Genomic DNA, 15,352 nt, shown 5'->3' on the forward strand with positions numbered 1-15,352 from the left:
GGCAAGCGTAACAAAACTTGTACGCGCTGCCAAATCCAATTTGGTGTAATTTCCTTTATTTCCATAGGCTTACCAGCCGCTGATCCCCCATGGCCGAACAAGAACAAGCTCCCCTGCATCCGGAAATCGAAGCCGCGCTCGCGATCATCAAGCGCGGCGTGGAAGAGCTGATTCCGGAAGACGAACTGATCCGTAAGCTGGAAAAGAGCCGGGTCAGCGGCGTGCCACTGAAGATCAAGGCCGGGTTCGACCCGACCGCGCCGGACCTGCACCTCGGGCACACCGTGCTGATCAACAAGATGCGCCAGCTGCAAGACCTTGGCCACGCGGCACAGTTCCTGATCGGTGACTTCACCGGTCGAATCGGGGACCCGACCGGCAAGAACACCACCCGTCCGCCGCTGACCGAAGAAGACGTGAAGCGCAATGCCGAGACCTACGAGCGGCAGGTGTTCAAGATACTCGATCGCGAAAAGACGCAGGTGCTGTTCAATTCGGCTTGGCTCACCGATCTGGGGGCTGTCGGCATGCTCAAGCTGGCATCGAGCATTACGGTCGCGCGGATGCTGGAGCGCGATGACTTCTCCAAGCGCTTCGCGGGCAACCAGCCGATCGCCGTCCACGAGTTCATGTATCCGCTCCTACAGGGTTATGACTCGGTGGCGATGCAAAGCGACATGGAGCTGGGCGGTACTGACCAGAAGTTCAACCTGCTGATGGGCCGCATGCTGCAGCAACAGCACGGCCAGGCACCGCAGGTGGTGCTGATGATGCCGCTGTTGGTGGGACTCGACGGCACGAACAAGATGAGCAAGTCGCTGGGCAACTACATCGGCATCGACGAGCCGGCGACCGAGATCTTCGGCAAGATGATGAGCGTGTCCGACACGCTGATGTGGCGTTACTTCGAGTTGTTGTCGTTCCGGGCTATGAGCGAGATCGAGCAGTTCAAGGCCGATATCGACGGTGGCCGCAATCCGCGTGATGTGAAGGTGCTGCTGGCGCAGGAGATCGTCGCTCGTTTCCATGGTCAGGCGGCGGCTGAGCATGCGCTGGCCGATTTCGAGGCCCGCTTCCAGAAGGGCGCCATGCCCGACGAGATGCCGGAGTTCACGCTGGCGGCCGATGGGACTGGCCTTGTCGTGACTGCGGTATTGAAAGAAGCCCAGCTGTGCCCGTCGACCAGCCAGGCGATGCGCGACATCCAGGCGGGCGCGGTCAAGCTGAACGGTGAAAAGGTCGCCGACAAGGCGTTGCAGGTCGCCAAGGGCGAGACCGTGGTATTGCAGGTAGGCAAGCGCAAGTTCGCACGCGTCACCATAGCCTGATCTGCTCTGCGTCCACAGCAAAACACCCGCTATAAGCGGGTGTTTTGCTTGTGCGGACTGTTGTTACTGCGCCGCAGCGATATGGTCGACCTGCAGTTGCGGCAGCAGCAGGCCATTTGCGGGCGGTGGCCGGATCACCTTGCCGCTGACGCGCACCGCCTGTCGCTGCCAGCTGCTGCGCTGTTCCGCGCTCAATCCGAGTAGTTCCCAACGGCCCTGATCGGCAGTCTCCAGCACCACGCTCACATGCGGGGCGTTGCCCTTGAGCAGCAGCTGCCCCCTCAGCGTGGTGGCGTCGCCCGCCGTCGGCGCCGCGCAGGCAACGACGGCAAGCGGGAACAGCAGTGTAAGCAACAGGCGGCCACGACTCATTGCACAATCACCGACAGCGTGGTGCCCGGTGGCACGCTGATGGTTTCGTTGTAGCTATTGCCCGCCGGCGTACGCACGACTGGGAAGTGCGCATAGCCTTGCAGCATTGATGGTACCGACGAGGGCAGCACGCGATCAGCCAGGTAGTCAGGCCCATTGATGCCCGGCAAGGTGTAGCCGCTATCGATGCGCTCCGGATAGCCGAAGGTGGCGGGGGTACCGAGAGCAGGTAGCAGCGCAATGCTGGTGCCCCAGCGGCGTACCGCGTCAGCCAGGCCCAGGCCGCCGACGCCGCGGATCGCGTTGTCGAGCAAGGTCACCGAATTGCTGCTGCTGTCGTCGCGTAGCAGGCGCCTATAGAACTCGACACCATAGTAGCGCAGCAGGTAGCCGCCGAAGCTGCCATTCACGCTGTAGCTGAAGCAGGCGGAGCCCGAATCGTCGTCCCAGGTCGTCACGTTGCAGTTGTACCCGGCCTGGTTCAGCCAATCCGGGAAGCGACCATCGCGAATCGGGTGGTAGTCGGGATCAATCCGCAGGCCAACGATGTCCTCCATCATCAGCGCGCTGGTTTCCTCGAGGAAGGTATCGAAGGTGTTATCCAGCACCACTCCACGCTGATAGAAATTGATCATGTGGGTGAGCTCATGCGCCAGCGTATTGAGCTGGGTCTTGAGCCCGGTATCGCCCGCAGTGCGGTAGATGGTTTCAGTATCGAGGTAGAGCGACAGCGATTCGTTGCTTTGTGGTGTGCTCGTCGAGCGCTTGAAGTTGTTGTAGCTCCAGAAGTAGCCCATCAGGCCATAGGGTTGGTTGTCGTGATCGAAGTTGACCAGCACGATATCCAATTCCTGGTTGGGCCCAATCAGATCATTCAAGCTATGAGCGCCCCACGGCTCCCCTGCAAGCCCGGTGACCATGCCGTAGATTGCGTTGCTGCCGGTGCTGAACCGGCTGGCAATGGTGTCAAGCTGGGTCTCAGTCAGCCGGTCACCTGCGAATTCCCCATTCTCGACCCAGAAGTTGATGATGCGTCCATCGGCTGCAGTCAGCTTGCGACGTAGCGTCGCGGTGCGTGTCTCCATCTGATCGACATGGACATACCAGATCTGGTTATTGCCGACGATTGCCGCTGAAGGTTTTTCTGCGCTGGAAACGTTGCGACTGATCTGCGGCGTGGTTCGATCCAGCGGTGGATTTCGGTTGAATTCGCGGATCTGGGCCGGGATCTGGTTGACAGGCTGTGCGGCATCGTCCCGAGCCAGCTGTGCGCGACGGGGCGAGCGCTGGAGTAGCGAGAGGGTGATTGGTGGCATCGATACTGCCGTTGACCGCTGGTTGGTGAACACCAGCGTCACCGTTTTGCCGCTGACGCCGGTGAGATTGACTGGTACGCCGGTGAACCCATTTGTGGTGTTGGTATAGCGCCAGAAGCCGACGCCGCTACCGGAATATTGAAGGTTGCTGGCAGCACAGCCAGCCCCACTACAATCGACGCCAAAAGAATTGTTGGCAACGGGTTGTGGAGGGAGCGGGGTGGGGGGGACGGAAGTAGGTGTCACCGAAGGTGTCGGTCCGGCGACGTTATCCCCCCCCCTCCGCAACCTGCGAGCAGGGTGATCGAAAGCAGGATCGCCGAACATACAGCTGCAGTTGGCTCATTTTTATAATGCTTCATGGCAAGGCTCCGGCGAGCAGATTAAAGCCTAATTTCGCTTGGTTAAGTACCAGCTTAGTCCGACTGTCATAACGTCAAGGCTGCAAATACGTTGGAACGCACAGATGCTGTCAGTAGAGCATAGGACCAAACGTGCTGCTGAATCGTGGCTGGCTAAAACCTGACTTTTTGCCTTGAAACTTCTGCTCCGTCACGCCAAACCGTTGTGCCGCAGCAGTGCGTCGATCTGCGGGGCACGGCCGCGGAAGGCGGCGAACGATTCGGCGGCGGGGCGGCTGCCGCCGACTGCAAGGATTTCGCCGCGGAAGCGCTTGCCGACTATCGGGTCGATCACGCTGCTGCCTTGGGCTGCTGATTCCTCGAAGGCGGCATAGGCGTCTGCGGAGAGTACTTCGGCCCACTTGTAGCTGTAGTAGCCGGCGGCGTAGCCACCCGCGAAGATGTGGCTGAAGCTTTGTGGGAAGCGGTTGTAGGCAGGTGGCAGCGGGATGGCCAGTTCGCGCTGGATGTCCTCGGCCAGTGCCTGGACTGCCAGTGCATCCACCCGGCCATGCAGCGCCATATCGAAGATCGAGAAATACAGCTGACGCTGGAAGCCCGAACCGCTCTGGAAGTTCTTGGCAGTGAGCATCTTGTCGAACAGTGCGCGCGGCAGTGGTTCGCTGCTCTCCACATGGCGGGTCAGGTTGGGTAGCAGTTGCCATTCCCAGCAGAAATTCTCCATGAACTGGCTCGGCAGCTCGACCGCATCCCATTCCACACCGCTGATGCCTGATACCGACAGCTCGTCAACCTCGGTCAGCAGGTGGTGCAGCGCGTGCCCCATTTCGTGGAAGGTGGTGATCACGTCGTCGTGCGGCAGTAGCGCCGGCTTGCCGTTCACGCCACGGGCGAAGTTGCAGACGATGAGCGCCACCGGTGTTTGCAGGCGACCGTCGGCAAGGCGGCGGCGACCGCGCACGTCGTTCATCCAGGCGCCGCCCTGCTTGCCTTCGCGGGCATACAGATCAAGGTACAGCCCGCCGACTTCGGAACCGTCGAGGTTTTCCAGCCGGTAGAACGCTACGTCCGGATGCCAGACCGGGGCCTCGGCACGCACGAAACGCAGGCCGTAGAGTTGCTCGATCAGGTGAAACAGGCCCGAAAGCACGGTGGGCTCGGTGAAGTATTGCTTCACCTCCTGCTCGCTGAACGCGTACTTGGCTTCGCGGATGCGTTCGGACACAAAGGCGACGTCCCAGGCTTGCAACTGGTCGTAGCCCAGTGTCTCGACCGCATAGCGCTCCATCTCGGCGCGATCAGCCAGCATGTGCGGCTGCGCGCGCGCAGCCAGATCGCGCAGAAAGCCAAGCACTTGCTCGGGCGTATCGGCCATCTTGGTGGCGAGCGAGCGCTCGCTGTAGCTGCCAAAGCCCAGCAGTCGGGCTGCCTCCTGGCGCAGCGTGTGAATCTCGTTGATCAGTGGGGTGTTATCGCGCTCGGTCGGGCCGAACTCGGAGGCGCGCGTCACGTAGGCGTGATACAGCGCCTCGCGTAGCGGGCGATGTGCGCCGAACTGCATCACCGGGAAATAGCTCGGCATCTTCAACGTGACTTTCCAGCCGGCCTGGCCGTCGGCCTCCGCCGCCGCCCGGGCTGCCGCCTTCCAGTCGTCCGGCAGGCCGGCGAGTTCGGCCTCGTCGGTCACATAGAGGCTGTAGGCATCGGTGGCGTCGAGCACATTCTGTGCGAAGCGGGTGGTCAGCTCGGACAGCCGCTCTTCGATCGCCTTGTAGCGGGCCTTCTGTTCATCCGGCAGCTCGGCGCCGGCCAGCTTGAAGTCGCGCAGCGCATCCTCGACGATGGTTCGGCGCGCCCGATCGAAGCCGGTGAATTCCGCGCCGGTGGCGAGCTTCTTCCAGCCGGCATATAGCGCTTCGTTCTGCCCCAGGTCGGTGTAGAAGTTGGAAATGCGCGGGATGTTGGCGTTGTAGACCTCGCGCAGCTCGGGGGTATTGACCACGGCTTCGAGGTGGGCAACTGCGCCCCAGGCGCGGTTCAGTTGCTCGAGGGCGTTTTCCAGCGGGATGACGAAGCCATCCCAGGTCGGCGCGGCGGTTTCGGCAGCGATGACCGCCTGGCGTGCCGCCTCTAGCAGCGCATCGAGCGCCGGGTTCACGTGATCGGGGCGGATCGCGTCGTAGCGCGGCAGGGCGGAGAAATCGAGCAGCGGGTTGGCCTGGGTCATCGTCGGTCTCGGTTTAGAATGCGTTAATCATTCAGATGCGCGCCGGGGCGCATCATTTCAAGCTGGCTGCAAGGAAGTCTAATGGCAATCGAAGAATTCGACGGCATCGTGCCGCAACTGGGTCAGGGTGCCTGGGTGCACCAGGCTGGCCAGGTGATCGGCGATGTGGTGCTGGGCGACAACGTGTCGGTCTGGCCTGGCGCGGTGATCCGCGGCGACGTCAACCACATCCGCATCGGCAGCGACAGCAATGTGCAGGACTGCAGCGTGCTGCATGTGACGCACAAGCGGCCGGACGATCCGGCAGGGGCGCCACTGCTCATCGGCGAGCGTGTCACCATCGGCCACGGTGTGATGCTGCATGGTTGCACTATAGGCAACGAGGTGCTGGTGGGCATGGGCAGCATCGTGCTCGACCGGGTGGTGGTCGAGGACAGGGTGATGATCGGTGCCGGCTCGCTGGTACCGCCGGGCAAGGTGCTGGAATCGGGGTGGCTCTATGTCGGCAGGCCTGCCAAGGCAGTGCGGCGGCTCAGCGACGAGGAACTGGCGCACTTCAACTATTCGGCAGCGCACTACGTGCGGCTGATGCAAAAGTATCGCGACCGCTGAAATGCACCGGGCCGCCCAAAGGCGGCCCGATTTACATTGGTGCGTGGTCAGAAATAGGTGCCGAAGCGTGCCCACAGCTGCGGTGTCGGTCGGCAGACGTTGCCGGCGCTGCACAGCCACACGGTAACCCTGCTGGCGCTGCTGATTGCGCTGGCCGGCAAGGTGGCCGTCGCGCTCCAGGCGAAGTTGGCTTCGCAGGCCGGTGCGCCGTTCTGCGGCGGCGGGCAATCGCTCACCAGCTGATGGAACTGGCTGCCGCTCGCGACTTCGACGCCATCGACATGGACTTTCCAGCGCGCCGGGGCGGGCAGATTCACTCGCGTCAACGCGGTATTGATGAACAGGTCGTATTGTTGCGGAGTGCCGTTGGCCAGCCGGCGATAGAGGTTGGCGAGGAAGGCTTGCGGCAGGCCAGAAGGCGGCGTCACGCCGACTTGCAGTGTCCACGGGCCGTTGGCTGTGCCGGGTGTATCGCCTTGGGTCCACCAGCGGGCCTGATAGACCAAACCGGCGTACACCACTTGGCTGCCACCGGCGTAAGCGCGGCTGTTCGACCATTCGGCCGGCCCGGTACTGCTGTCGACGGCTTCCCAGGCACCCCAGGCATTGCTGCCCGGTTGTTCGCCCTGGTTCCACCACTTGGCACGCCAAGCTTGGCCGGCAAAGCTGGCTGTGTCGCCGGTGTTGTAGACCTTGCCGCTGTCCCAAGCGCCGGGCAAGGGGGTGCCGCCGTTGAACAACACTTGATATTCGCTATCACCGATCGAGGGCAATGGCGCTTCATCGCCGTATTGACTGGGAACAGGGCAGGGATGGATCTTCGGGTCGTACCAACCGGTGGAGCGGACCACGGGCTTGACCAGCGGCAACTGGCCTTCGGGGCCGGCGGGCGCCGGGTTGAGCGGCACCAGCGGTGGGGGCTGGCAAGCCCAGGCCGACTGGGCCGCGAGCAAGGTCAACAACGAGGCGGCGAGCTTGCCGCACGCAATGCGGTTCATCGGAACTCCTCCTGTTATGCAGTGCCATGCGTTTGGCATGGTCCGCAGCAGCATCGGGCTGAACAGGAGTGATGTCAATAAACATCAGTAAAACAGCATATTGCCTGCGGTTTTGACTGGGGTTGCGGTTGGTTCAGCTAGGGTTCTGGCTGACCCGCTTCTCCACTTCCCAGGTCACGATCTGGCCATTGTTGAGCCCGCACTTCAGCCACAGGGGCACTTCGGTACGTTCGCGCCAGCCGGTGCCGCGAATGATCACCCGGGCATCCACCGGCTGGCTGATCCGCGATGAAAACGCGCTCCGCTGGCGTTCGACCTGGCCGGCGGCGAGCTGGGATTCACTGGCGAGAATACTGCTGTAAGGGGTGCGCTTGGGAACGCGTTCGAGCAGGCGTTCGTAGCAGCGGATGACATCGGCGCTGACAGCCTGTGGTGCCTCAGCGGCCGAAGCCAACAGAGGTGCTGCGAGCAGTAGCGGCAGAAGAAGGCGGTTCATCGTTGTCGGCGAGAGTCAGCACTCTCACAGGATTGGCGATGAACGGTGGTGATGCAAGCTGCATACGTGATCCGGCAACGCTACTGCGTATGCTCTTGCGCGGTGTGGGCCGCAGATGCGGTTGTGAGGGTCGTGAAGGCGGGGGCAGCGAGTGGTGCCGCCCTCGCCTGGGCTCAATCGGGCTTGGATTGCCCAAGCAGCTTGGCGACGAGGGGGTTCAGCGCCTGCTTCTGCCCATCGCCGGTCTGCGTGTAGCGATCCGGCACGGCGGAGGTCTTGAGCTTGTTGTTGATCTTGAGGCCGCGGCGCTTTTCCAGCTCGGTGCGTTTCATCGTCATGGCGACGGTTCCATCGAAAGCAAAAGTGCAATTCTAAAACAGACGCCGTGCGCCGCGTGGCAAAAGCGAGCCGGCCGGGGCGGGCTCGCCGATCTAGGCATTACTGCTTCTGGCCGCCGACCGTTTCCAGCACCGTCCACTGGCCCTTTACCACCTTGTAGACGGTGATGGCGCCGTCCTTCAGGTCGCCGCGTTCGTCGTAGCTGATGTTGCCGGAGGTGACGCCGGCGTACTGGATCTTGGCGAGCTCGGGCAGGTACTTCGTCGGGTCGGCGGAATCGGCGTTCTTCATCGCCTGGATCAGCGTACGCGCCGCGTCATAGCCGTAGGGCGTATAGATTTCCAGCTCACCGTACTTGGCCTTGTAGCGGGCTTCGAATGCCTTGCCGCCGGGCATCTGCTCCAGCGGCAGGCCGGCGAGCGAGGCGATGGTGCCTTCTGCTTCGGCGCCGGCCAGCTTGAGGAAGGTGTCGGAGCGCGTCATCTCGCCCGAGACCAGCGGCGCGGTCATGCCGAGGCGCTTCTTCTGCTTGGCCATCGGGCCCGATTGCGCATCGGTGCCGCCATAGAAGATCAAATCAGGCCGCTGCGCCTTGATCGCGGTGAGGATGGCCGAGAAGTCGGTTTCCTTGTCGGTGGTGAATTCGCGCTTCACGATCTCGCCGCCGGCTGCCTTGGCAGCCTTCTCGAATTCGTCGGCGAGACCCTGGCCGTAGGCGGTGCGGTCGTCGATGATGGCGATTCGCTTCGCGCCGAGCTTGTCGATGGCGTAGCGGCCCATCACCGAGCCCTGCTGCGTGTCGGAGGTCATCGAGCGGAAGGTGGTCTTGAAGCCCTGTGTGGTGTAGGCGGGCGCCGTGGCCATGGCGATCTCGGGAATGCCGGCATCCGAGTAGATCTTGGAGGCCGGGATCGAGGTGCCGGAATTGAAGTGCCCGATCATGCCGGCCACCTTGCTGTCGACGAACTTCTGCGCCACTTGGGTTGCAGTGCGCGGGTCGGCCATGTCGTCCTCGGCGAGCAGCACGAAGTGCACCGGCTGGCCGCCGAGCTTCGGGTGCTCGGCGTTCACGTCGTCGATCGCCATCTGCACGCCGTTCTGGTAGCCCTTGCCGTAGTGCGCCTGGTTGCCGGTCAGCGGGGCGGCAAAGCCGATCTTGATCTCGGCTGTACCGCTTTGCGCCGCGGGCGCGGCGACAGGAGTGGAGGCTGCCGTCGGTTCGGCCTGCTTGCCGCAGCCGGCCAGGGCCACGCCCAGCGCCAGCACCATGCTTGCTCGGATCATGCTCATCACCTCTTTGATTGGGTTGTGGCGACGATTGTGCCGTCGCTCGCCCCCCCGGCAATTAGGGATAGCCCGTTGCTGTCGGCATGCGCATTGCTGCAAGGGCTGGCACCCGACGGTCAGGGCGCGATGGTCCAGCTTAGCGCATCGACCACGCGCTGAAAGTCGTCCGCCAGCGGGCTGCGCACGGTGAACGGCACGCCGGTGATTGGGTGTGGCAGCGTCAGTGCGGTGCAGGCGAGCAGCATGCGATTCACGCCGAAGGCCTCGGCGAAGGCGCGGTTATGCTTGCCCTTGCCGTAGGTGGCGTCGCCGATGATGGGATGGCTGATGTGCTTCAGATGGCGGCGCAGCTGGTGGCGGCGCCCGGTCTCGGGCTTGAGCGCGAGCAGCGCGTAGCGGCTTTGCGGGTAGCGGTCGATGGCCCAGGGCAGCTCGATGGTGGCGAGCCGCCGGTAGCGGGTCAGTGCCTCCTGCGCGCCGGTGGGCAGCGGCCCGCCCCAGATCTCGGCGTCGTCGATGCGCCGCTCCAGCGGGTGATCGATCTCGCCGGTGGGCTCGGGCCAGCCGCGTACCACCGCCAGGTATTCCTTGTCGATGCGCCGCTGCTCGAACAGCGACGACAGTTGGCGCCCGGTGTCGGCATCGAGTGCGAACAGCAGCACGCCGGAAGTGCCCTTGTCGAGGCGGTGCACCGGATAAACGCGGCGGCGCAGCTGGTTGCGCACCATCTGCATGGCGAAGCGGGTTTCGTGCGCGTCGAGCGAGGTGCGGTGCACCAGCAGGCCGGAAGGCTTGTGCACGGCGACGAGGTGCTCGTCGCGGTAGAGCAGGGGCAGGGCGGTCATGCCGCGATGATACGCCGCCGCGGTCCGCCATCACCGTTGTGATGCCGTTCACACGGCGTGTGTCATCGCCGGAATGCGCTGCCTCGTTGTTGCCGCACAGGGTGCATAGACGCCCACACGATCAAGGAGAACACGCATGAACACGCACTTTGCCTTTATCCGCCACGCCGTGCTGGTGGCATTGAGTGGCGCGGCCCTGATTTGGGCAGCGCCGGCCAGCGCCGATGTCGACGTGGATATCCGCTTCGGTTATCCGTATCCGCCGCCCCCGCCGCGCGTGGTGTATGCACCACCGCCCCGTGTCGACTATGTGTGGGTGCCTGGGCGCTGGGTGTACTACGAGCGGCCTCGCCCGTACTGGGCGGATGGCTACTGGGTGCACAAGCGCGACTACCGCGGTCCGCGCCATGGCTGGGATAAACACCGGCGGCCGCCGCATTACCACGGTCACGGGCGTGGCCGGGATCGCGACGATGATGATTGATCGCGCCTGAAGCAGAACGGCCCGCCAACAGGCGGGCCGTTTGCCATCCGGAGCGTGGCGTCTAGTTCAGCTGCGTCAGCAAGCGTACGCGGCGGATCTGGAAGTGGATGTTGCCGGCCTGATCATCCCAGGCGGGCAGTAACTCCAGCACCGAGCTCAGCTTGGCCGGATTCCAGCTGGCGTCGTAGCCGGCGCCGGAGAATGGCAGCTTCACCGTGGTCCACACCCCGACTGCGGGGCGACCTACCAGCGTGGTCAGATCACCGGTGCGGCAGCTGTCCGGCTTGCGCTCGCAAACCAGCTTCACCCAGAACGGCTGCGTGCTGCCGCCGTAGTCGAGTACCCGGATTTCGAAGCTCACACCACCGGTGGCCGCCGAGCCACTGACGTCGATCAGGTTGGGCGACTTCACCGGGAAGAAGATGGAGCCGTTGCCGCCGCCTTCCTTCAGCGCGTTGAAGGTTACGTCCACCACCTTCTCGCCGCCGACATTGACATTGGCATCAAGGGCGATGGTGCCGCCGCCGTAGGACCAGCTGCCCGGGTTGTCGAATAGCGCGGGGTCGGCGTTGCCGTTGACGAACACGTCGCGGTTGGCGGTCAGCACCGTGACCGGGTCGGCGCTGGCGCCGTCGCACGGCACGTTGCCGGCACGATTGGGCTCCCAGCGCACATTGGCCACCGACAGTTCGAACTGGCCCGAGCTGTAGAGCAGCATCGGCGTATTGATGCTGGTGTAGTCGGTACCCTTGTCGGCAAAACACTGCAGCGGAATCGCCACCTCGCTCCAGCTGCCCACCGGCAGGGCCTTCACCGCGGTGGTGACATCGATTTCGCCGATGCACGGGTAGACGCAGTCGATGCGGGCCTTCACCGAGGCGGTCGGCGCCACGCCGACGCGGGCGTCGAATACCAGCGCGCCACCTGCATTCAGATAGGCCTGCAGGTTCTGCGTTTCCGATTCGACCACGCTCTGGATATACAACTGGCCCTCGGCATTGTTCCAGGTGACCTTGACGGCGCCCCACTGGATGCCGTTCTTGTCGTCGACTGGCGTGGCGGTGATTTCGCCATTCGGCGTCGAGGTGCTGGCGCTGCTGGCCTGGGTGATGGGTACGCCGCTCCATTGCGACGGCGCCGCCACCTTCATGTTCCAGCCGTCTGCATTGCCGCGGTCGAAGAAGGCGATCGGGTTGTCAGCGGTGCCACCACCACCGGTGATGCCGCAACCGACATCGGCGCTGGTTTCATCGAGTGCGGCCAGCTCGGCGCCCTTGGCGTAGCTGAGGCCGTAGCCGTAGCGGAATTGCGGTGCGTACTCGGCATCGCCGACGTTGACCGGGGTCTGGCAGGCAGCACCTGGCCACGAGTAAGACAGCTTGCCGTGGAAGTCCAGGTTCACCGCGCCGCTGGTGCTGCGGAACAGCACGTCGGCGAGGCCGTCGCCCTCGGTGCCCGGCAGCCAGGCGGCGACGAAAGCATCCGAGCGGTTCAGCTCCTTGTTGGCGTAGAGCGGCCGGCCCGAATACAGCACGGTGACGATCTTCTTCACGCCCTTGGCTTTCAGCGCATCGATCAGCGCAATGTCCTCGGGGCGCAACTTGGCGAGTTCCAGCGTCTTGTTCTTGCCGAGGTCACCAATGCCTTCGGCGTACGGCGTCTCGCCGATCACCACCAGCGCGGCGTCGAAACTGGCATCGGCCAGCGCGCCGTTGGTGCTGGTATCGAGCACCGCCTTGGGGGCGATCTTCTGCACGGCTGCCCACAGCGTGGTGCCGCCGCCGAAATCGGCATTGACGTTGCCGGTGCCCTGCCAGGAGAGCGACCAGCCGCCGGTCTGGTTGGACAGGCTGTCGGCGCTCTTGCCGGCGACGAGGATCTTCGCATCGCGCGACAGCGGCAGCACGTTGCCGTTGTTCTTCAACAGCACCAGCGATTTCTGCACTGCCTCACGTGCGACGGCACGGTTGGCCGGCGTGCCCACTTCGTGCACCGTCAGGCGGGCCGAGGGCTTGGGCTTGTCGAAGAGGCCCGCACGATACTTCACGCGCAGGATGCGGCGCACCGCGTCGTCGATGCGCGCCTGCGAGATCTCGCCCGACTGCACGCTGGCGATGGTATTGGCGATGAAGGCCTTCCACTCGGCACGGTAGGGCACCATCACCATGTCGATGCCGGCGTTGATCGCCTGCGGGCAATCGCTGTTGCTGCAATTGCGCGGGCTGTCGCTGTTGTCGGTGGTGACCTGGCCGTTGCCGTTCCAGTCGGAGACCACAAGGCCATCGAAGCCCATCTTGGTCTTGAGCACGTCGGTCAGCAGGTACTTGTTGCCGTGCATCTTGTAGGCCTTGGCGTTCTCGCCGGCGGCCTTGTCCTTCCAGCTGCTGAACGACGCCATCACCGTCTGCGCACCGGCATTGAGCGCCGGGTAGTAGCCCTTGCCGTGGACGTTGATCAGCTCCTTCTCGGTGGCGATAGTCACGCCCTGGTCCTTGCCCAGGTCAGTGCCGCCGTCGCCGATGAAGTGTTTGGCGGTGGCGATCACGCGCTCGTTGGACTTGGCATCCTTGCCGAGCTTGCCTTGCAGGCCCTCGATGATCTTGCCGCCGTAGGAGGCGACGATCTCCGGGTGCTCGCCAAAGCCTTCGTAGGTGCGGCCCCAGCGATCGTCGCGCACCACGGCCAGCGTCGGGGCGAAGGCCCAGTCGATGCCGGTGGCGGCCACTTCGCGCGCGGTGACTTCGGCGATGCGGCGCAGCAGCTCCGGATCGCGTGCTGCACCAAGGCCGATGTTGTGCGGGAACATCGTCGCGCCGCGCACGTTGTTATGGCCGTGCACGGCATCGGTACCCCACATCAGCGGAATCTGGTGCGGGTTGGCCGGGTCCATCGATGCGTCCCACAGGCTATCGGCCAGGGCCAGCCAGTCGGCGACGCTGGCCGCCTTGTTCTGGTTGGGGAAGGAGCCGCCGCCGTTCAGCACCGAGCCGATGTGGTACTGGCGGATTTCCGCCGGCGTGACTTCGGCGATTTCCACCTGCGTCATCTGGCCGACCTTCTCGGCCAGCGACATCGTGGCGAGCAGTGCATCGATCTTGCCCTCAATGACGGGGTCGCGCGGGATTGCGCTGTTGATCTTGGGCCAATCCTTCAAATCACTGCTCGGCGGGGTGGTGGGCGTGTCCGGATCTTGCTGAATGCAGCCGGCCAACGCCAGCGTGGCGAGCGCGGCGGCTGTGAGCCGCCAACGCCATGACATCGGTTCCATGGTATCTCCTGGCTGGGGTGAAGGCTGTACGGCGAGGAGCGGGGTGCTGCTTTATTCTTGCAGCGCCTCATTGTGAAAGCGCTTTCAAATATGCATGTTATGACAGCAATGTGCAAGACCTGTGCATGATTGAATGGATGACCGGTGAATCCAGTGCGATGTGCGCAATTTTGGTGCGGCATCGAAGCTGCAACAGCGCCAGCGGGGATGCCGGCTGGCTTGACGCCATGCCGGACAGATGCCGAGAATGCCCGGATGAACGATAGAGCCACGATCACGCTGGAACAGGTCGCCCGCAAGGCGGGGGTGTCGCCCAGCACCGTTTCGCGCATTCTCAATGGCACGGCCAAGGTCAGCGACGCCAAGCGCCAACGGGTGGAAGCCGCGATCTCCGCGCTCAACTACCGCCCCAATGTGATGGCGCAGAACCTGGCGCGCGGCCGCTCGATGACGGTGGGCGTGATCACCCAGGACATTGCCAGCCCGTTCTATAGCGAATCGCTGAAGGGCATCGAGGCCGAGCTCGCCGGCAGTGGCTATGCGCCGCTGTTCGTCAGCGGCCACTGGAACGAGGCGGATGAGATCGACGGCGTGACGCTGTTGGTCGACCGCCGGGTGGATGGCCTGATCGTGCTGACCGGCATGCTGCCGGACGAGATACTGGTCGAGACCGCCGAACGGGTGCCGCTGGTGGTGACCGGCCGCCAGCTGGCTGCGCCGCGCGTGCTGTCGCTCGATATCGACCACGAGGCTGGCGCCTACACCGCCACCCGCTACCTGATCGACCTCGGCCATCGCCGCATCGCCCATCTTTCTGGTGTGCAGGGCCACCCCGATGCCCGGGCACGATTGGCTGGCTATCGGCGCGCGCTCGAGCAGTCGGGGATCACCTACGATGAGCGACTGGTGGTCGACGCACAATTCAACGAGGAAGGCGGCCTTGCTGCGATCGAGCATCTGATCGGCAACGGCATCGATTTCAGCGCTGTGTTTGCCGCCAATGACCAGTCTGCGATCGGTGCGCGGCTCGCGCTGTACCGCCGGGGCATCGCCGTGCCAGGGCAGGTCTCGCTGGTCGGCTTCGACGATTTGCCCGGCTCGACCTATTGCACGCCGCCGCTGACCACAGTGCGCCAGCCTGCCTACGAAATCGGTCGCCGCGCGGTGCGCGCGCTGCTCGACATGATCGATGGCAAGCCGAGCCCCGATCTCGGCCTGTCGGTGGAATTGATCGTCCGTGAATCGGCGGCAGCCGTCACAGGCTGAGGAATAAAGGCGGCCCAGCCGCCCATGGACGGGGAACCGGACCCCGATCCATGCGTGCATGTAAAAAATAATCCGGTTGTGGATGGACACGGGCCTCGCCCGTGCATCGCCGTACCGCATGGTGGCGCGCAGAACCACCTGTAGGAGCGAAT

At 63.9% G+C, this 15,352-nt stretch carries 13 protein-coding genes; 4 read left to right on the forward strand and 9 right to left on the reverse strand.

All coding sequences use genetic code 11. The features are described from left to right. Positions 1–89: 89 nt before the first annotated feature. Positions 90–1,328, forward strand: coding sequence for a tyrosine--tRNA ligase (tyrS, locus tag FLM21_RS08065; protein WP_148715083.1), 1,239 nt, complete (start codon positions 90–92; stop codon positions 1,326–1,328). Positions 1,329–1,391: 63 nt separating this feature from the next. On the opposite strand, the gene FLM21_RS08070 is transcribed toward tyrS, so the two are convergent. The 3 genes from FLM21_RS08070 to FLM21_RS08080 all read right to left on the reverse strand — a co-directional run bounded on the left by FLM21_RS08070 (position 1,392) and on the right by FLM21_RS08080 (position 5,605). Continuing rightward, positions 1,392–1,700 (reverse strand): hypothetical protein, encoded by a 309-nt coding sequence (locus tag FLM21_RS08070; protein ID WP_148715084.1) that lies wholly within the window; start codon positions 1,698–1,700, stop codon positions 1,392–1,394. Further along, entirely contained in the window at positions 1,697–3,343 is a 1,647-nt protein-coding gene (locus tag FLM21_RS08075) for a M30 family zinc metallopeptidase (RefSeq protein ID WP_148715085.1), read from the reverse strand. Before FLM21_RS08075 ends, FLM21_RS08070 begins: the two co-directional genes overlap by 4 nt. 225 nt (positions 3,344–3,568) lie before the next feature. After that, on the reverse strand, positions 3,569–5,605 hold the full coding sequence (locus tag FLM21_RS08080; RefSeq protein ID WP_148715086.1) for a M3 family metallopeptidase: 2,037 nt from the start codon (positions 5,603–5,605) through the stop codon (positions 3,569–3,571). A gap of 81 nt (positions 5,606–5,686) precedes the next feature. Here FLM21_RS08080 and FLM21_RS08085 point away from each other — a divergent pair, with 81 nt between their 5' ends. Next, positions 5,687–6,217, forward strand: a complete 531-nt coding sequence (locus FLM21_RS08085) for a gamma carbonic anhydrase family protein (protein ID WP_148715087.1) — start codon at positions 5,687–5,689, stop codon at positions 6,215–6,217. A 47-nt stretch (positions 6,218–6,264) separates the two neighbouring features. On the opposite strand, the gene FLM21_RS08090 is transcribed toward FLM21_RS08085, so the two are convergent. From FLM21_RS08090 to FLM21_RS08105, 5 genes are all read right to left on the reverse strand, one after another. Then, the gene (locus FLM21_RS08090) at positions 6,265–7,215 is read right to left on the reverse strand and encodes a carbohydrate-binding protein (RefSeq protein WP_187360142.1); all 951 of its coding nucleotides are present in this window, start codon (positions 7,213–7,215) and stop codon (positions 6,265–6,267) included. Positions 7,216–7,348: 133 nt separating this feature from the next. Then, positions 7,349–7,711 (reverse strand): BspC domain-containing protein, encoded by a 363-nt coding sequence (locus tag FLM21_RS08095; protein WP_148715089.1) that lies wholly within the window; start codon positions 7,709–7,711, stop codon positions 7,349–7,351. Positions 7,712–7,884: 173 nt separating this feature from the next. Further along, entirely contained in the window at positions 7,885–8,049 is a 165-nt protein-coding gene (locus tag FLM21_RS20800) for a hypothetical protein (protein WP_187360143.1), read from the reverse strand. Between the two features lie 100 nt (positions 8,050–8,149). After that, positions 8,150–9,340: a branched-chain amino acid ABC transporter substrate-binding protein gene (locus FLM21_RS08100; protein WP_148715090.1), complete on the reverse strand. Its 1,191-nt coding sequence runs from the start codon at positions 9,338–9,340 to the stop codon at positions 8,150–8,152. 113 nt (positions 9,341–9,453) lie between these two features. Continuing rightward, positions 9,454–10,182, reverse strand: a complete 729-nt coding sequence (locus FLM21_RS08105; RefSeq protein WP_148715091.1) for a pseudouridine synthase — start codon at positions 10,180–10,182, stop codon at positions 9,454–9,456. Positions 10,183–10,318: 136 nt separating this feature from the next. Between FLM21_RS08105 and FLM21_RS08110 the strand changes: the two genes are divergently transcribed. Then, positions 10,319–10,666: a hypothetical protein gene (locus tag FLM21_RS08110; RefSeq protein WP_148715092.1), complete on the forward strand. Its 348-nt coding sequence runs from the start codon at positions 10,319–10,321 to the stop codon at positions 10,664–10,666. Between the two features lie 61 nt (positions 10,667–10,727). On the opposite strand, the gene FLM21_RS08115 is transcribed toward FLM21_RS08110, so the two are convergent. Then, complete coding sequence (locus FLM21_RS08115; RefSeq protein ID WP_148715093.1) at positions 10,728–13,934, reverse strand: glycoside hydrolase family 3 protein; 3,207 nt, start codon at positions 13,932–13,934, stop codon at positions 10,728–10,730. Between the two features lie 255 nt (positions 13,935–14,189). Between FLM21_RS08115 and FLM21_RS08120 the strand changes: the two genes are divergently transcribed. Next, a complete protein-coding gene (locus FLM21_RS08120; protein WP_148715094.1) occupies positions 14,190–15,200 on the forward strand; it encodes a LacI family DNA-binding transcriptional regulator in 1,011 nt (336 codons plus the stop codon). The last annotated feature ends 152 nt before the right edge of the window (positions 15,201–15,352 follow it).

This window comes from Chitinolyticbacter meiyuanensis, assembly GCF_008033135.1.
Taxonomy (GTDB): Bacteria; Pseudomonadota; Gammaproteobacteria; order Burkholderiales; family Chitinibacteraceae; genus Chitinolyticbacter; species Chitinolyticbacter meiyuanensis.